The following is an 18,771-nucleotide window of genomic DNA, read 5'->3' on the forward strand; positions in this document are numbered from 1 at the left end:
TTTGACTTACTCTGGTTTTCACCACAAGTTCGGAGTTTAATAGAAGCAATTATAGAGAACGAATGCTTATGTTTATTAGTCTCGCCAAACCGCCCCAAAAGGGGTACTATTTGTTACACAGCATCCAAGGTTCTCAAAGGATTGTAGAGGCCTAGCCAATGATTGAAATGAAAGTCGCTGGCATAGCATTAGATGCCATAACCCGCAGCCCGATCGTCCTTTTGAAAGATTCTTCAGATCGGCGGGCTTTGCCAATTTACATTGGTCAGGAACAGGCTAGGGCCATTATGGGCGCACTAGAGAATCAGAAGCCTCCCAGACCTTTAACTCACGACCTGATTGTGAATATTCTAGAGACTTGGAATATGACTCTAGAAAAGGTAATTATTCATTCTCTGCAAAAGGATACATTTTATGCAGCTTTAATTGTCCAGCAAGGCGAGGTCAAAAAAGAAATTGACGCGCGTCCTAGCGATGCGATCGCTATTGCCCTCCGTACAAATACTCCCATTTGGGTAATGGAAGAAGTGATTGCCGATGCTTCTATCCCTGTTGATCGCGATGCAGATGAAGCCGAACAGCAAGCCTTCCGTGAATTTATTTCCAATCTCCGTCCTGAAGATTTGATCAAGCGCTTTGGTAATGGCGACAGCTAGGCAATTTTAGATTTTGAATTTTGGATTTTAGTGAAGCAGCACGATCTTGGGGAGCCAGTGCCTTGGGCGGGCAATGCCAGACTTGAAGCATCTGGCGTGGTTTCCCCCATAAGTGACTGCTGTTAGCGCAGCGTAAAGCCTTCGGCATGGCTTCGCTTAGAGCGAGTCTTGTCTATGACACGCCAAGGGCGACCGAGCGTCACCCGTTCGCGCAGCGTCTCCCTTGGGAGAAGAAATTCAAGGAAAAATCTAAAATCTAAAATCTAAAATTGAATGACTCCTAACTCTTTGTTTAAAGATGCAATACCGACGCTTTGGGAAAACGAATCTGCGCCTCTCGGTTTTTTCTCTGGGAACAATGCGCTACCTGGCTAATTTTGAAAATGCTCACCAGACTATAGAGCAAGCCTTAGCGCTAGGAATTAATCATCTAGAAACTGCCAGAGGTTACGGCAAAAGTGAGGAGTATCTTGGTAGGGCACTAAAAGCTGGGTTATCAGTATCTCGAACGAAGCTTTACGTCACTACCAAAATCTCAGCCACAGCAGATGCTGACACCATGCGTCGGTGTATCGACGAATCCCTAGAACGATTACAGCTTGATTATTTAGATTGCTTGGGTGTTCATGGTTTGAACACTTGGCAGCATCTGGAGTGGGTGCAAGCCAAAAATGGCTGTATGCAAGCCGTGGAGGAAGCTGTTGCTGATGGCCGAGTGCGACACGTTGGTTTTTCCACCCACGGACCATTAGAGATAATTCAGGCTGCAATTAACACAGATTTGTTTGAATTTGTCAATCTGCATTATTATTATTTTTTCCAACGGCACGCCCCAGCGATTCAACTAGCTGCCGAGAAAGATATGGGCATTTTCATTATTTCCCCTGCTGATAAGGGAGGACGCCTCTACACGCCACCTGAGACTTTAAAAAACTTATGTTATCCGTATTCACCCTTAGAACTAAGTTATCTATTTTTACTTTCTGATAACCGTATTAATACTTTGAGCATAGGGCCAGCTAACCCAGATGAATTAATAGAACCTTTACGAATCGCTGACCATGATGGAGAGTTAACATCAGCAGAAATTTCCACTTTTTGGCGTTTAGAAAATCACCAAAAAGTTGCCTTGGAAACTGATAATTGTAGCCAATGTTATGCTTGTTTGCCTTGTCCAGAAAATATCAATATTCCAGAGGTATTACGGTTACGTAATCTCGCCGTAGCATACGACATGAAAGACTATGGACAATATCGTTACGGAATGTTTGAAAATGCCGGTCACTGGTTCCCTGGAATGAAAGGCAACCGTTGTACAGAATGCGGTGACTGTTTGCCTCGCTGTCCAGAAAAGTTAGATATTCCAGCTTTGTTGAAAGATACTCACCAAAAATTAAGTGGGAAAGCAGGCCGAAGATTGTGGGGTTGAGGAGGAGGCAAGGGAGCAGGGGGCAGGGGGAGCAGGGGAGGCAAGAAAAGTGATTTGTATCAATTATTTTGTGAAATGGTATGACCACACTGAAACATAAAAACCCCAAAAAGTTTTTAGGTTTTAATTTCAGGGTTTTCAGCGAACATTCTTAGAAAAATGTAAAATTAATAAAGATTTAATAGAGTCAGAAAGAGCAGCCCAAGCTGGGGTATCTCGCCAAAAAAAGATGAAAATTAAAAAAAAAGAAATATCCTACGCCAATCACTGACGGTTTTCCGCTACAGTGGACGGGCTGTAAGCTTAGTATGGACTACTAGCCGATCGCTGACTATTCTTCTGGCTAGTTTAACTTTAATGGCTGGTCTTTTACCGGCGGCGATATCCTACCTCGGTAAGTTAATTGTTGATGCAGTGGTATTTGCCTCTCAAGTTAACTCACACAATGGTTTTGTCAATATTTCTCATCCTTTGTCGTATGTAGGATTAGAAGCGATCGCTGTAATTTTACTAGCAGGCAGTCAACGGGGAATCACTATTTGTCAGTCGTTATTGCGGGCGCTAATGGGTCAGCGAGTGAATGTACTCATCTTAGAAAAGGCGCTGACACTGGATCTTAGGCAGTTTGAAGACTCAGAATTTTATGACAAATTAACCAATGCCCGACGAGAAGCATCAGTTCGTCCCCTTTCTTTAGTAAACCGCACCTTTGGGTTAGTGCAAAATGCTCTTTCCCTTTTCACCTACGGTATTTTGTTAATAAATTTCTCAGGTTGGGCGGTTGTGGTGCTGATTTTGGCAGCTATGCCTGTATTTATTTCTGAAACAAAGTTTGCTGGAGAAGGCTTTCGCTTGTTTAGTTGGCGTGCGGCAGAAACTCGTCAACAGCACTACTTAGAAAATCTGCTAGCAAGAGAAGATTTTGTTACAGAAGTCAAACTCTACCAACTAGGAGAGATGTTGCTAGGGCGTTACCGCAACCTGTTCGATCAACTCTATGGCGAAGACCGCGATTTGACTCTGCGGCGAGGACTGTGGGGCTATCTCCTGGGTTTAGTCAGTACTGGTGCTTTTTACCTAGCTTATGCTTGGATTGTCCTGGAAACAGTGCGAGGTAAGATTTCCTTGGGAGATATGACAATGTATCTCACTGTGTTTCGCCAAGGACAATCTACTTTCTCCAGTGCCCTCACTTCTATTGGAGGGATGTATGAAGACAATCTATATTTATCAAATCTTTATGATTTCCTGGAAGAAGAAGTACCAAAGTCTTGGGGTAAGGCAACTATTGGTTTAAATTCCCAAGATGGTATCCGTTTCGAGAACGTATCATTTACTTATCCAGGAAGTTCCAAGCCAGCATTGAGAAACATTTCGCTGCATCTCAAACCCAGAGAGAAACTGGCAATTGTCGGTGAAAACGGTTCTGGAAAGACTACCTTAATCAAACTACTTACCCGACTCTACACGCCAGACTCTGGGCGAATTTTCTTAGATGGCTTGGACTTGCAAGAATGGGATGTCGATGTATTGCGGCGTCGGATTGGTGTGATTTTTCAGAACTTTGTCCGATACCAGTTCACTGTGGGGGAAAATATTGGCGTGGGCGATGTAGAACATCTTGAAAACAAAAACCGTTGGCAAACTGCTGCTGAAAAAGGGATGGCGCAATCTTTTATTGACCAATTACCCCAAAGCTTCCAGACTCAACTTGGTCGTTGGTTTAAGGGAGGACAAGAACTTTCTGGGGGACAGTGGCAAAAGATTGCGCTTTCTCGTGCATTTATGCGATCGCAAGCAGATATCTTGGTATTAGATGAACCAACATCAGCAATAGATGCCCAAGCTGAGTTTGAGATTTTCAATCATTTTCGCGCTATTACTCAAAATCAGATGGTACTTTTGATTTCCCATCGCTTCTCAACAGTAAGAATGGCTGACAAAATTCTAGTTATAGAAAATGGGGAAGTTATAGAACAGGGAACTCACGAAGAACTGTTACAGCTAGGAGGACGTTATGCCAAGTTGTTTCTGTTACAAGCAGCCGGTTATCAATAGGAAAAGAAGCTAGCAATCTTTGTGAATTGAGATAGCGATGCCTACGCTTACTTTTTACAAAGCACATAACATATCTATCTAACCACGTTAAACTGTTCAGTAAATATGGGTCACTAGACGCTCCGTATCGTTAAACATTGCTACCTGATAAAATTATGCAAATAACAAAACAGCGATACTATACCCCAGAGGAATATTTAGAGCTAGAAGAAGCCGCTGACTACAAAAGTGAATACATTGATGGGCAAATAATTCCTATGGCGGGTGGAACAGTAAATCACAATCGGATAGCTGGTAATTTCTATGCTGTGTTAAACTTTGCGTTCAGACAAGAAGAATACGAAGTGTTTAACAGCGATATGCGTCTGTGGATACACCAAAAGCGTATCTACACGTATCCAGATGTGACAGTAATAGCCGATGAACCAGAATTTTTCAATAACCGTACAGATATTATTACAAATCCCCAAGTTATTGTTGAGGTTTTGTCTAAATCTACTAAAAACTATGATTCTCCTGCGGAGACGCTATGCGAACGCGAAGATAAATTTCAGGCTTACCGAACTATTTCTACTTTCCAAGAATATCTATTAATTGATCAAACACGGATTCATGTAGATCAATTTTCTAAAACTGGGAAAAAACAATGGACGCTTCGTGAATATGATGAAGAAGATGAAGCGATCGCACTTGTAACCGTATCCTTTGAGATTTCTCTACAAGATTTATACAACAAGGTGAAATTTGAGCCTGTTGAATCCGAAGGCGAAAGTGCTGATATTGAAGGATTGGGGTAAAGTGCGTAGGCGTAGCTTGCACTTCTCTACGAGACGCTGCGCGAACGACAAAGCGGAAATCGAGCGAAGTCGAGATTCAGTGACCATCGGAGGTATCGCAATTTAACCTAAAGTAAATAAAGTAAATTATTCAGTATGTGTTTTCTGAAGAGAGAACAGCAGTACTACAATTAAAACTAAATCATGCCTACAGGGAAAGAGTATGAAGCTAAAATTGCAAACTATAACTGGGATGATTTAATACAACTGTGGTCAGAAATTGAATCAGGTGATACTCCTGATTGGGATGAAGGTAAAGCATTAGAGTATTTAGTTTTACGAGCCTTTGAACTCGATGGTGCTGAAGTAACCTGGCCTTATAGTGTACGAGTCGATGGAGATGAATTAGAACAAATTGATGGAGTAGTTTATTCAGAAGCTTTAGCTTGTATTATAGAATGCAAAGATTTAAGTACAAAGGTTAATATTGAACCAATTGCAAAGCTAAGAAATCAACTATTACGCAGACCAGCAACAACTATCGGTAGTGTATTTAGTCGTAATGGATTTACGGAAGCAGCTATAACGTTAGCGAGATTTGTTTCACCCCAAACGATCCTCTTATGGGGAGGGGAAGAAATTAATTATTCGTTGCAAAACAAAAGTACAAGTAGGTCGCTAATCAAAAAATATCGATATTGTATTGAATATGGTCTTCCTGATTACAACATTACGATTGAGGCAAAAACATGACCCAAGCTTATATTATTACAGAAGGAAATCAAGACATAATAATTTTAAAACGATTGCTACCACAATCTATTATTCAAGAAATTAAATTTATCGATGGTTCGGGTCAGTATGGAGCGCGATCGTTAGCGAGTACAATCCTGGTTGCTAGATCAATTCCTGTTGCTCTGGTAACGGATGCAGATACAGAAGATGATTCACTTGTTAGCGAACAATTAGACGCACTAAATTATCTACTCAGTCAAGCATCTCCTGGCATTCCTTTTAAAGTTTTACTGGCAGTTCCAGAAATAGAAATAATATTACTACAAAATCGCCCATTGATTGAAAAATTAGCAAAACGTAGCTTTACTGATTTAGAATGGCAACTTGCTCAGAGCAAACCAAAAATGTTTTTAGAAGCAGTTTTAAGCAAAGATACGCCAGTTATTCATAAAATATTAACTAGTGCTAGTGATGATGAAATACAGACATTGCAACAATACCCATTAATACAAGACTTGATTAATTTTTTATCATCAGTTGCTGTTACACCTATAGTTTAAATTGATTAATAAATAATCAAAACTATCGCATGATTGTGTAAAGCACCTCTCACCTCTAATGAAATCATGATTCACAACAAAGAAAAATTTATTTTTTCGGGGTAGCGATCGCTCCACCTGTGCAAAAGATTTAAGCTACTTTTAACGGTTTATGAGGAAAAGTAATTGGCTCTGGCAAAGGTTTTCCTTGCTCTTCATACCATTCTAATCAGAGATTCAATTACTTCTTGCCCATGTTTATCGGCTTCTTCATAACTCTTACCATGAATGTGGAACTGCTGCTAAGGAAATTCCAGTAAGTGTACTAAGTAGCAATTATCCTCATCTGACCATTGAATTACCATACTAGAGCGATCATTCATTCTTCTTCTGCGTGTAATTATTGTTGCTTATAAAACTGAGCAGGTGTTAATCTGACATAATTGAGTTTGGGCGCACTACTTCAGCGTGAAAACATGAGGATGAGTGAGCCAGTCAGCAGTAAATTATCATAATTTAAAGTAATTTATGCTACTAGTATATCTTTAGGACAATAAGTAAGCTTTGCTATTATAATGCCTTTGCTTGAATCTAGGCTATGCAAAGCTCTCTTTGTAAAGATTTTTATCTAATTAACTTATAAAACTTTCTTGCTGTAAATAATATGAAAACTACAGAAAGATTTCATCTTCAGAGAGTAAAAGATTTACAAGAAATTTTTTCTGAAGCTAATTTAGTAGAAGTTTGGCGTAATGTAGTTCGTCAACAATTACGCTCGCAAGACATTAGTGATTTACATGATTATTATGACTTTAATATCAATATTAAGGAACGTAGTGCCTTTATCCAGCAACAAATTCTTAGTGGCCAATATCGTGCTAAATCTCCCCTCATTTATAAATTAGAAAAAAAGTATGGTGTATGTAGGCATATAATGTTACCGTGTCCATCTGATGCACTTGTTTTACAGACTATAGTTGAAAAAAGCCTGCAACAAAAGCTATTAAATTCTCAACCTAGTAAACAAGCTTATTATTCTAGAGATAAACACACTCTTAAATTACCACACGAATTTAAAAATTTACGGGACTATCCCTGGCATATACAGTGGAAAAAATTTCAAAAAGAAATTTGGAAATTTGGTAGTAATTGTAGTTTTTTAGCAGTTACTGACATTGCTAACTATTATGACAGTATTGGACTTAGAGAACTACGTCATATAATTTCCAGTCAAATTGAAACACCCGAAGTTGTTTTGGATCTTTTATTTACTATAATTGAACAACTTTCATGGAATCCAGACTATTTACCATCATCATTAAAAGGATTACCAACTATCAATCTAGAAGCAGCAAGATTATTAGCTCATGCATTATTATTTGAGGTTGATGAAGTTATTCAATCTAGAACAAATGGTAATTTTGTTCGCTGGATGGATGATATTAACTTTGGTGTTAACTCTTTTGAAGAAGCTTGCGAAACATTAGGAGTAATAAATGATGTATTAAAAAGTAGAGGATTAGCTTTAAATCTTGGAAAGACCAATATATATAATCCTGAAGAAGTTGAAAGACATTTTTTAGTTAAAGAAAATAAGTTCTTGGATTCAATAAATACAAAAGAAACTGACATAAATAAATATAACGAAATAGTTTGCCAACTTTATGAAGAATTTAAAGAACATCAAAAATTAAGTAATTTAAAAAGTTGGGACAAAGTTACTAAACGTTTTTTCACAATAGCAGGCAAACTAAAATCTAATATATTATTAGATAATATAAGAGAATTATTTTTAAAAAATCCTAGTATTAGAAGCAACATAATTTACTATTTATCTTTGTTAGGTTTTTCGTATGAGACTTCAGTAGTAGTTATCGAAATATTAGAAAATTTAAAAGTATATGATGATGTAACTCTATTCTACATCGTAAAACTTATAACTGATTGGTCTATTCCAAATAATCAATATTGCAAAGAGATTATTGACAAAATTTACTCAATATTAAAGAAAAATAAAAAGTCATTTGATTACTATTGCACATTATGGTTTATGGCAAAGTATGGTAAACCTCAAGAAATTCTATCTTTAATACAAAGTAATAAATCACTTTGGCTACATGATCCATTTTTGAGAAGACAAATTATATCTGTAATTCCAAGGATTATTTTTTATAGGTATGATTTATGCCAAAAAATGTTAGACGAGGAAACATCTTCAGGACTAGAAGATTCAGGCTCAGTAGCAAACAATATCAGATATATTGGGAAGCAAGAAAAATTATCTTTTGATTTAAATGCTTACCTATTCCCCAAAACTAAACAAAATCCTTATCCACTTGCGAAATATTTAATCCTGTTAGCTTGTTTATCCTCAGAACATTTAAAATCAGATGAAATTGTAAAGAAAAAAGTTTTTGAATATATCAACGATCCTTGGTACTTAAATTGGCTTGAGACATACGTTTATTAATTGTATGCTTCATAACTAAATGATAGTTGATCATCTTTAATTTTATAAAGGATGATTAGTTATGATCGCACTCCCTCCCCATAAACTTCGATAAAATCACTATGGTACTACTTAACCCCAAATCTGATGAAAAGCGATCGCTCTTGTTTTTGCCCAAGTTTAAATGGTATATTTTGTTTGACTTGTTAAAATTCCATCAACTCGATAAACTGAGCAGAAGACAGGGAATATTATGCAGGCCATTTAGTGCTATAGGCTTTAGCAAATGACTCGTTAATTTCCTTCGTTTTAGCTCGAAATGGAATATCTATCGTAATATAAAATAACCATTTTGCAGCTAGAGAAAATTGTCGCTCTTTCATAAATAAAAATAGACGATTCGGTGTTTGCAAAACTTGATTGTAAGGATGATTATCCCAACTTTTATTCAACTCTACTTTTGTAATTACTCGTTTTATTATCAATAGAAACCCAAGAATTAACAAGCCATAATACTGGAGAATAGATCCATATTTCAACTTTTCATAAAGGTAATTCAAATCTCCACCTAGTCCTCTCCAGATTCTATTTTCAGCAGGAGCCTGGAAATGCTCTGCTTTGACTGTTTTAGCCTTAATAATTTTGAAACCATGCTTTTGTATTCGTCGTGCTAACTCGTGTTCGTCGCAAGCACTGCTTCTAAAATATCGAAGATTTGTATCGAAGCGAAAATGATTAAAGATTTCTCGTCGTAATGACCAGAGGCTACCAGTGCCAAATGTTATTGTTCCTTTAGCAGAACCACCCTGTTCGTAAATACACCCCCAAATAGTCATCACATCTGGGTCTTCTGTGTAAATTTTGATTAATTCATTAAAGCAATCAGGAAATGGACTCACGTCGTCGTCCATTAGGACAATAATCTCACCTTTGGTGTGAGCAACACCGAGATTTCTAGAAAAGCAAGCTCCTTGATTCTGATTATTTCGTAGAATAAGAAGGTTTTTTATATTCTCGTTACCAGCCTTGAGAAAGCTTTGTGTATCGTCTGTTGAGGCATCATCAACTATTACTACCTCATAGTTTGGATAGTCAAGTTTCGCGATCGCTGGAAAACTGTAGCTACGTAAACTAGAAGCTCTATTATATGTTGCAATTACAATAGATATAAGTGGTTGTTCCATATACTTTAATCTGTATATATTTTCTAATGTATTTAATTCAAAATTCTAAAAATTTGGAATAGAAAATTGCTGAAATACTTAATCTATAATAATTTGGCTAAATCTATACTTATTACCGTATTTTTACTAAAATATATAAAAAATAACAAATAAAATATAACATTAATCGTAAAACTACTTAAAACCAGTTCTCAGGAATTATCGAACTTCTGTTAATTTTAAATAGCGATCGCCCCTAGCAGCCCTTCCCAACCATCCCTCACCAACTTAGATAAAATCATTATGGTGCTACTTAACCCTTCCCAACTCTCCCTTAAACGTCCTGAATTACTCGCGCCAGCAGGTAATTGGGACTGTGCTAAAGCTGCTGTGGAAAATGGGGCAGATGCGATTTACTTCGGTTTGGATCGGTTTAACGCCAGAATGCGGGCACAAAATTTTACTGAGGCAGACTTACCCCAATTGATGAAATTCCTGCACCGTCGGGGCGTAAAGGGTTATGTCACCGTCAATACGCTAATATTTCCCAAAGAATTAGCAGAAGCGCAGCAATATCTCTGCACAATTATTGCAGCAGGTGTGGATGCGGTGATTGTCCAAGATGTCGGAATTTGTCGTCTGATTCGTCACCTCTCCCCAGATTTTCCCATCCATGCTTCCACCCAAATGACTATCACCAGTGCGGCTGGAGTGGAATTTGCTAAATCCCTCGGCTGTCAATTAGTCGTGCTGGCGCGTGAATGTTCTCTTCAGGAAATCAATAAAATACAGCAGCAGATTGCCCAATCAGAAACTTCGCTACCCTTGGAGGTTTTTGTTCACGGTGCTTTGTGTGTGGCGTATTCCGGTCAGTGTTTGACTAGCGAGGCTTTAGGCGGACGTTCTGCCAACCGAGGTGAATGTGCCCAAGCTTGCCGGATGCCCTACGATTTAATCGCTGATGGCGAAGTTGTGAATTTAGGCGATCACAAATATTTACTTAGTCCTCAAGACTTAGCAGGGTTAGATGTTCTGCCAGATTTAGTCAAATCAGGAGTAACTTGTCTCAAGATTGAAGGTCGTTTGAAAGCCCCAGAGTATGTTGCTAATGTCACCCGTGTTTATCGGCAAGCCCTAGATGGGGTGATGACAGAATTAGAAAGACCTAACCTCCTAACCCCCTTCCCTACTAGCGTTGGGGGAATGAAGGCTCCCCTCTCCGTTTCGGAGAGGGGTTGGGGGAGAGGTCAATCAAATCAAGAACACTACAACTTAGAGATGGCATTTTCTCGCGGACTCTACACAGGTTGGTTTGGTGGGATTAATAATCAGGAACTAGTTCACGCCCGTTTTGGTAAAAAACGTGGAGTTTATTTGGGTGAAGTCAGCCGCATTCACAACGAACAGGTAACAGTCAAACTGGAAGCACCTGTAAAACCGGGGGATGGAATAGTATTTGACTGTGGTCATCCAGAGGCGAAGGAAGAAGGCGGCCGGGTTTATGCTGTGGTGTGCAAAGGTAAAGAAGCTATGTTGACATTTGGGCGAAATGACTTGAACCTGCGCCGAGTGCATATAGGCGATCGCATTTGGAAAACCAGCGATCCAGAACTCGATAAGCAACTACGTCAAAGTTTTGCAGGCGAAAATCCTCAATTTCAACGTCCGATTGACTTGGAGATTTATGGAGAAGTTGGTCAGCCATTAATTGCGATCGCCCGCGATCGACTCGGTAATATTGTCCAAGTAGAGTCTGCAATTTCCTTGGTGGAGGCGCACACCAAACCCTTAGATACCGACCGTTTACAAGAACAATTCGGTCGTTTGGGTAACACACCTTTCTGTTTGGGAACGCTAACCAACCACCTCAACAGTGCTATTATGCTACCCGTCAGTGAATTGAACCGGATGCGGCGGGAAATCGTCGTGCAGTTGGAAGAATTGCGAAGTCAACCCAAACGCTGGCAATTACGTTCTAAAGTCTCTTTCCAAGACCTACTACCCTCCTCATCTCCCTTATCTCCCACCCTGCGCGAAGCTAAAGCTACATCTCCTTCACTCATCGTCTTAGTACGAAACCTCAAGCAACTCGAAGCTGCCCTGAAAGCTGGTATTGAAACCTTATACTGTGAATTTGAAGACCCCCGCGCCTACCGAGAAGCCGTGCAGCTAGTACATAAACAAAGGCAACAATCCCCATTTCCCACAATTTGGGTTGCACCTCCGCGAATTACCAAACCGGGGGAAAATTGGATTTTGCAGCAGGTACGTGCTTCAGAAGCAGATGGCTATTTAATACGCAACTATGACCAATTACAATTCTTTGCTCAAGACCGTTGTATTGGAGATTTTTCGCTCAACGTTGCTAATCCCTTAACAGCAGACTACTTTCAGCAACGCTTTGGTTTAGAACGGCTGACAGCATCCTACGACCTGAATATTACTCAACTGCAAGACCTGCTTACCAGTTGCCCACCCCAGTGGTTTGAGGTGACAATCCATCAACATATACCGATGTTTCACATGGAGCATTGTGTATTTTGTGCCTTTCTATCGACAGGTACAGACTACACTAACTGTGGACGACCTTGTGAAAAGCAGGAAGTGAAACTGCGCGATCGCGTTGGTAGCGAACATGTCCTCAAAGCCGATGTAGGTTGTCGTAATACTGTATTTAATGGCACTGCTCAAACCGGAGCCGAGTACGTGCAGCGCCTCATAGAACTGGGATTACGTCAGTTTCGTATTGAGTTTGTCAATGAAACACCAGAAGAAGTGGGTAAAACAATACATTGCTACACTCAACTACTGCAAGGTGAGATTACAGGTTCCCAACTCTGGCGCGAGTTGAAACTGCAAAATCAATTGGGCGTAACTCGTGGCCCTATGGGAGTGTCTGCATTGCGATAATAATTGCAAGCTGCCCTATTCACCATTGCTGGGCAGCTTGTTTAACTATTTCTACCAACCTCAACACAGTTGGCGATGTCTCGTTTTTTCGCCAAATCATTGCAATACCCACTTTTGGGGTAGGTTCTTCTAAAGTCTTATAAACTACCCCAATCCGTTGCAAATTTTGCAAAGATGCTGGGACGATCGCCACACCCATCTCGGCTGCTACTAGGCTGACAATCGTTTGCATCTGGATAGCTTCTTGGGCAACCTTGGGACTAAAGCCTGCTTGTTGGCAGAGACTAATAATTAAGTCGTAAAGTCCTGGTGCTAATATCCTGGGAAATAAAATAAACGGTTCATTGGCAAGGGATGTCAAACACACATTAGATTGACTTGCTAGCAAATGTGCTTCAGGTAGTGCCACCATCAGCGACTCTTGAAAAATTGTTTCGCAGCTAAATCTATTTTCTTCAATAGGTGGACGCAATAATCCCACATCCATTCGACCTTCTCGTAACCACTCTAACTGCTGATCTGTAGTTAGTTCATGCAACTCGATGCTCACACCAGGAACGCAACTACGAAAAATTCGCAAAATAATAGGCAAAATATTATACGCCGCAGAACTGACAAAGCCGACCACCAACTCTCCAACTTCGCCGCGACTAGTTTGCCGCCCGACTTGGATTGCCTGTTGTAACTGCCTCATAATTTGCTGCACTTCATCCAGAAACACTTGCCCCGCTTCTGTTAACTGTACTTTTCGTTTCGTGCGGTAAAACAGTTCAAAACCTAATTCCCCCTCTAGCTGCCGAATTTGTTGACTTAGGGGAGGTTGGGCAATGTGTAATCGTTCTGCCGCCCGTCCAAAGTGCAATTCTTCTGCCAAGGTGACAAAGTAGCGCAAGTGTCGTAGTTCCATCTGTTACCTAAACTCATATCTTTAAAATATTAGTTAAGGTGAAAATATATATTGGACATAATTAAAAATCTTTTCTACTGTGATAATTAGGCGGTGATGAATCGGCAAATCAACACACTGTAATTTCACTACTTATGAATAATCTTTCAATACCTAAAAATTCTTGGGATGCTGCTCTTTACCAAGATAAACACGCCTTTGTCTGGCAGTATGGTGAGGACTTGCTAAAATTCCTCAACCCTCAGCCAAGAGAATCCATTTTGGATCTTGGCTGTGGTACTGGACAACTCACAGAAAAAATTGCCCAAGCTGGTGCTGAAGTAATAGGAGTTGATCGTGCATCCGCGATGATTGAGAAGGCAAGACAAAACTATCCCCATATTCGCTTTGATGTTGCTGATGCTAGTAACTTTAAAGTAGATAAGCCATTGGATGCTGTATTTTCCAACGCTGTATTACATTGGGTGAAAGAAGCAGATAGTGCGATCGCTGCCATCCATCAATCTCTAAAACCCGGAGGGCGTTTTGTGGCAGAATTTGGTGGTAAGGGAAATATAAAGGCGATCGCCACAGCTTTAGAAAGCGCCTTAGAAACAATTAATATCCCCGCACAAGCTCTAAATCCCTGGTATTTCCCTAGTATTGCTGAATACGCCACCCTATTAGAACAGCAAGGCTTTGATGTTATTTATGCCATACTTTTTGCTCGTCCAACTCCTTTAGCAGAGGGAGAAGCAGGTATGGCAAACTGGATTGGGATGTTCGCTGGCACTTTTTTAGCAGGACTTTCTAGTGAGCAACAAATACAAGTAATTCGCGTCGTAGAGGAATATCTCAAGCCGACGCTGTATCAACAAGGAACTTGGACGGCAGATTATCGAAGAATTCGCATCGTTGCCATTAAAGTTTAAAATGTGCGAATTTTGACTTAATAACTTAATTACGAATTACGAGTTATTTATGCATATACCCAAATTGTGCGATACCTGCGGCGGGCGCAGCCATCGCCAGACACCGTTTTCATTACTACTAACTATTGCCCTCACAGTTTTATTAGTCCCGCCTTCACTAGCGCAAACGCCCCCAATACCCTCGCCTTCTAGTGCGCCTTTAGAACTAGACTTATTAACCAAGCCAAAAGACTATGTAATCACAGCTAACACCATAAACCCAGCGCGATTAACCGTTCCCAGTTTATGGTGGGCACAACAAAACTCTGAAAAAAAGCTGTTAGATAATTGGATAGCATATCCAGCTTCTGACAAAGAACCTGCACGAGTAGACTTGATCGTGAATCAGCAAATTTGGAGCTTACTAGAGTATGTAGAGCGCTACGACTTCGTAAATCGCTTGGGTAGCGCTGCACGGAACTTTGGTTACAACGTCCGGGTATTTAATTATCAAAAAGAACCCTTGGCAACCTACACTTGCAACTTTAGTATAAGTCCAGCTTTATGCAGTATCCAAACAACTGTTAAGAACAAGATAGGTTTACAACGTTTACTCTAGTAAATAGAGACGCGATTAACCCAAGTCTTTCCAGGAGTTAGGAATTGGAGGAGATGAGGGAAATGGGAAATCAATGCCCAATGCCCCATGCCCAATTCCCAATTCCCAATTAAACCTTAATTTTGGCGAATAAAGACTCGTATTGTTTTATTGCTGATGGAGGTAAAGGAAGTAAAAATTCACTTTTATCGAAAACTTTGTGTAGGCGTAGCCCGTCGTAGACATCGCTCTCTAACAAACTCCATAATGGTTCTTGAATATCGGAAGCGGCAATATTTGTAGGAATTGGTGAATTAGTTTTAGTCAGCACCGAAATTTGTTTAGCTGTGCTTGGTTGCCAACAAAAATCAATCCATTGATCTGATAAACTATCTCTAGTAATCCCTGCGGGACGTACCCATAAGTCTGCCCAAATTGCTGTTCCTGACTGGGGTATAACTGCGGCAAGTTGCGGATAACGTCCCAAAATGGGCAGTACATCGCTTGACCAACCAACCGCTAGCCAAGTGTCTTCCATAATTAGAGGTTCCAAATAGTGATTGGAACTGTAAAACTTCACCTGTTGATTTAATGTCTGTAATTCTTTTTCCAAGTCTGGTACTTGGTCAAGATTGTCTGTATTATAAGATTTTCCCAGCTTCTTTAAGACCAAACCAATAACTTCTCGTGGTTGATTGAGTAGGGAAATGCGCTGTTGTAATCCATCTCGCCACAAATCACTCCAATCTGTGGGCATCCATCCCAATTTTCGCAACTTGTCACGGTTATAAACAATCACCGTGCTACCCCACCTGTAAGGCGCACCCCACACTTTCCCTTGAGTATCCAAATTACCTTGGTCGTTGCGCGTTACTAGTTGTTTCCACCTTTCATCTAAAGCAGACCACTGTTTTAATTGGTTTCCCTGTACTTCTTGGAGTGGTTGAATCAATTTTTGCTCAATAGCCGCTTTTAGCCAGTAATCTCCCAATGTCACTAAATCTGCCTCAGCTGCTTTTTTACCTTGCCTAAAGGGTATAAAGCGACTCCATCCTTGCTCATCAGTAGCTTTTGGTTTCTGCTGCCAATTTTGTAATTGCTGAAATAAATCCTGTATCTGCTCAACTGGAGCAAACTTTAACTCCACCTGTGGCTGCAAACCTTTGTGGAACTGATTCACCACCTGACCAGGTATAGAACCTTTTAATAACTGTACTTTTAGTTGCGTCCGCTTGTTTCCACCACAGCCAAAAAGCAGTTGTGAAAGTGCCAATGTGCTTGTACCTAGCAAAAAAGACCGTCGATCCATTGATTTTGGATTTAAGATTTTTGATTATACCTAATATTAAGCAGAGATTTACCAGTGGCTGACTAGCTGAAAAAGTGGAGTTGGAGAATTTTCGGTATTTTCTATTGATAATACCGATAAATTAGAATATTTGACTCAAATTAGCGATTTTTTTGTCATATCACGACCTAAAGATTAATTTTTCTCGATAATTTTCTTTATTGGTACTGATGGTGAAACTTTACTTATATTTAGAAGTAATGATTTAAATGTCATATTTCCATCAAAAATTATCAATACTTAAATAATCCATAAGTATCGTTAAGGTTGGGAGTAAATTGAATAACATAAAGAAAATCTACGGATAAAGGTATTAAATGGAGCTATTACAGCAACAGATTCTGACTTTAAGCCAAAAACTGGATGACCTGTGTCAAGTAATTGAGCAGCTTGATGGAAAAGTCGCTCAAGCTTTCTCAGAGTGTTCTTTAGCGAATACACAAGCAAAGGATAATCATCAGGGAAATGGTACGGCTGGAGGCTACCAGTTCAAAGGACGTATCAGTTTAAATCCAGAAATGGAACACAAAGATGTATTAACAGATGGCGTTTATCTAGATATGCATCGTCAAAGTGGAGATAATATAACACCAGAAATTCAAATACAACGACTGACAGCACAATTAACAGCAGCGTACAATCGCATTGCTGCTTTAGAAGAACAATTACTTAGAGAGAGAATTCACTAAATTTAACTTTGAGTTCGTTCAACTAATTAAAAAATGGATTGAGGTAGGGAAGACAAGCCTTTAGGTTCAATTTCGAGTGATAGCTTGGTGGGAAGGTATTAAATATAAGCAACTAATCAAGCCACCAAAATTGATAAAAAAGTTAAACACACTATTACATATATTTACGTAATAGTGTGATATATTTACCTGTAAGCTATTAGTGTATTCCTCACTATTAAACAAAAAACAACCCTAAGACTGATGTAATTAGGGCATTGTATAGTTCAAAAACCAAGATTTTCTGATTAATCTGCGTTTTTATCATTAACACCTAATTAATTTATTGTTAGCAGTTGATGACAATCTTGGAAGTTTTTAACAAAGCGCACAGAAGCGGAGAATTCTGCTAAATTTAATTCGCTACAAATTAATTAAATGCTGTACTTAGCCGTTCCAGTTGAGCTTCAATGGCTGCCAAAAGCTGGTGTTGCTGCCAATCTTGGCTAAGATGGGCGGCTATGCAAGCGGCTCCAGCACCCATACCTTCTTTGACAAAACCCTGTTCATAAGCTTTCAGTTGGGGATAACGAGAATTAGCAAAGCTCAGATGAGTTGTTAATAGGGGAGGGGTTCCTCCACTTTGAATTAAGCTGCTTTTTCCTAAGTTGAGGGCTAAGTCAACTGTAGCGCCAGTAGGGTCTTCTGCCACCCATCGGGTTGTGCCTATAACTACTGCTTCTGGTTGCCATGATAAAGCGTAAGCTTGAGCGATCGCACTAATGAGCGCATAAACCGCCAGCATTTGCGTCCCACCAGCCAGCATTACACCACAACTACGGCTAGCAGCGATCGCCATACCAGCTACCACCACTTGCATGGGATCGCCCACAGCAGCGACGAGTTCTAGAGGATCTACAGAATTTGGGATTTGAGATTGCAATATCTCATCCTGCACTTTACTTCCCATCATCTTCTCCAGTCCTGTTTGCACTAGTGCCCACTTTTGCGTGTGGTTACAAACAGGGTGGCTACTGTTAACTTTTCCGGCAGCATCTATACCTAAACCAGTTAAGATTGCCAAGGCAGTTGTAGTACCTCCGACGACGCACTCACCGATAATCAGATACCCCTGTTGGATATTGGCAGCAAGGCGTTCTCCCCAAAGTAGCCCTTGTTCAAACAAGTGGTGTACCGTTGTGATTTCCATAGCAGCACCTCCACTTAAACATTTAGCAGAAGCGCCACCCAAATCAATTACTGGCACAGCAGGAGGCTGGGGTAAACCAGCATTAAATAAATGAACTGGTATGTTTAGCGACTCAAAAACAGCGCGAGAAATCAGTACAGGTGAAGCCCCAGCCGCTAATGGCGGTAGGGGATATTGGGCTTTATGTTCTGGGCCGTAATACAAAAACTCGGCATCGGCACAAGCAGTATATTTTCGATCCTCTGGAGTGCGACCAGCTGCCGAAATCCCTGGAATTAAACCAGTTTCAGTAAATCCTAAAACACAGGCAAATGTGGGTAGACAACCACGATACCTTCGCAGCCATTCTTCACCTTGTTCTTTTTGGGTATAAATACTAATTTGGGAATTGGGCATGGGGTATTGGTTATTAGTTAGGACTGATCATTTAACCAA

At 40.0% G+C, this 18,771-nt stretch carries 15 protein-coding genes and 1 pseudogene; 11 read left to right on the forward strand and 5 right to left on the reverse strand.

Annotated features, from left to right (window positions below):
• Window positions 1–158: 158 nt before the first annotated feature.
• From RMX98_RS12810 to RMX98_RS12835, 6 genes are all read left to right on the forward strand, one after another.
• Window positions 159–656 (forward strand): bifunctional nuclease family protein, encoded by a 498-nt coding sequence (locus RMX98_RS12810; protein ID WP_094349146.1) that lies wholly within the window; start codon window positions 159–161, stop codon window positions 654–656.
• Window positions 657–954: 298 nt separating this feature from the next.
• Window positions 955–2,085 (forward strand): aldo/keto reductase, encoded by a 1,131-nt coding sequence (locus RMX98_RS12815; protein ID WP_322677226.1) that lies wholly within the window; start codon window positions 955–957, stop codon window positions 2,083–2,085.
• 357 nt (window positions 2,086–2,442) lie between these two features.
• Window positions 2,443–4,143: an ABC transporter ATP-binding protein gene (locus tag RMX98_RS12820; RefSeq protein ID WP_322677225.1), complete on the forward strand. Its 1,701-nt coding sequence runs from the start codon at window positions 2,443–2,445 to the stop codon at window positions 4,141–4,143.
• A 155-nt stretch (window positions 4,144–4,298) separates the two neighbouring features.
• Window positions 4,299–4,940: a Uma2 family endonuclease gene (locus tag RMX98_RS12825; protein WP_322677224.1), complete on the forward strand. Its 642-nt coding sequence runs from the start codon at window positions 4,299–4,301 to the stop codon at window positions 4,938–4,940.
• A 183-nt stretch (window positions 4,941–5,123) separates the two neighbouring features.
• Window positions 5,124–5,672: a restriction endonuclease gene (locus RMX98_RS12830; protein WP_322677223.1), complete on the forward strand. Its 549-nt coding sequence runs from the start codon at window positions 5,124–5,126 to the stop codon at window positions 5,670–5,672.
• Window positions 5,669–6,214: a hypothetical protein gene (locus RMX98_RS12835; RefSeq protein WP_322677222.1), complete on the forward strand. Its 546-nt coding sequence runs from the start codon at window positions 5,669–5,671 to the stop codon at window positions 6,212–6,214. The genes RMX98_RS12830 and RMX98_RS12835 overlap by 4 nt, the downstream gene beginning before the upstream one ends.
• Before the next feature lie 130 nt (window positions 6,215–6,344).
• On the opposite strand, the pseudogene RMX98_RS12840 reads toward RMX98_RS12835, so the two are convergent.
• A pseudogene (locus tag RMX98_RS12840) lies at window positions 6,345–6,576 on the reverse strand (type II toxin-antitoxin system HicB family antitoxin).
• Between the two features lie 281 nt (window positions 6,577–6,857).
• On the opposite strand from RMX98_RS12840, the gene RMX98_RS12845 reads away from it, so the two are divergent.
• Window positions 6,858–8,663, forward strand: a complete 1,806-nt coding sequence (locus tag RMX98_RS12845) for an RNA-directed DNA polymerase (RefSeq protein WP_322677221.1) — start codon at window positions 6,858–6,860, stop codon at window positions 8,661–8,663.
• Window positions 8,664–8,893: 230 nt separating this feature from the next.
• On the opposite strand, the gene RMX98_RS12850 is transcribed toward RMX98_RS12845, so the two are convergent.
• The gene (locus RMX98_RS12850) at window positions 8,894–9,826 is read right to left on the reverse strand and encodes a glycosyltransferase family 2 protein (RefSeq protein ID WP_322677220.1); all 933 of its coding nucleotides are present in this window, start codon (window positions 9,824–9,826) and stop codon (window positions 8,894–8,896) included.
• Window positions 9,827–10,108: 282 nt separating this feature from the next.
• Between RMX98_RS12850 and RMX98_RS12855 the strand changes: the two genes are divergently transcribed.
• Window positions 10,109–12,715 (forward strand): U32 family peptidase, encoded by a 2,607-nt coding sequence (locus tag RMX98_RS12855; RefSeq protein WP_322677219.1) that lies wholly within the window; start codon window positions 10,109–10,111, stop codon window positions 12,713–12,715.
• Between the two features lie 19 nt (window positions 12,716–12,734).
• Here RMX98_RS12855 and RMX98_RS12860 read toward each other — a convergent pair whose 3' ends face one another.
• On the reverse strand, window positions 12,735–13,622 hold the full coding sequence (locus RMX98_RS12860; protein ID WP_322677218.1) for a LysR family transcriptional regulator: 888 nt from the start codon (window positions 13,620–13,622) through the stop codon (window positions 12,735–12,737).
• Window positions 13,623–13,756: 134 nt separating this feature from the next.
• Here RMX98_RS12860 and RMX98_RS12865 point away from each other — a divergent pair, with 134 nt between their 5' ends.
• Both RMX98_RS12865 and RMX98_RS12870 read left to right on the forward strand, forming a co-directional pair.
• A complete protein-coding gene (locus RMX98_RS12865) occupies window positions 13,757–14,533 on the forward strand; it encodes a class I SAM-dependent methyltransferase (protein WP_322677217.1) in 777 nt (258 codons plus the stop codon).
• A gap of 49 nt (window positions 14,534–14,582) precedes the next feature.
• Window positions 14,583–15,131, forward strand: a complete 549-nt coding sequence (locus tag RMX98_RS12870) for a hypothetical protein (protein ID WP_322677216.1) — start codon at window positions 14,583–14,585, stop codon at window positions 15,129–15,131.
• A gap of 109 nt (window positions 15,132–15,240) precedes the next feature.
• On the opposite strand, the gene RMX98_RS12875 is transcribed toward RMX98_RS12870, so the two are convergent.
• On the reverse strand, window positions 15,241–16,419 hold the full coding sequence (locus RMX98_RS12875) for an extracellular solute-binding protein (RefSeq protein ID WP_322677215.1): 1,179 nt from the start codon (window positions 16,417–16,419) through the stop codon (window positions 15,241–15,243).
• Between the two features lie 356 nt (window positions 16,420–16,775).
• On the opposite strand from RMX98_RS12875, the gene RMX98_RS12880 reads away from it, so the two are divergent.
• A complete protein-coding gene (locus RMX98_RS12880) occupies window positions 16,776–17,147 on the forward strand; it encodes a hypothetical protein (RefSeq protein WP_322677214.1) in 372 nt (123 codons plus the stop codon).
• Between the two features lie 409 nt (window positions 17,148–17,556).
• Here RMX98_RS12880 and cobT read toward each other — a convergent pair whose 3' ends face one another.
• Entirely contained in the window at window positions 17,557–18,732 is a 1,176-nt protein-coding gene (gene cobT, locus RMX98_RS12885; RefSeq protein ID WP_322677213.1) for a nicotinate mononucleotide-dependent phosphoribosyltransferase CobT, read from the reverse strand.
• Between the last annotated feature and the right edge of the window lie 39 nt (window positions 18,733–18,771).

It is taken from the genome of Nostoc sp. DedQUE02 (assembly GCF_034531035.1).
Classification (GTDB): Bacteria; Cyanobacteriota; Cyanobacteriia; order Cyanobacteriales; family Nostocaceae; genus Nostoc.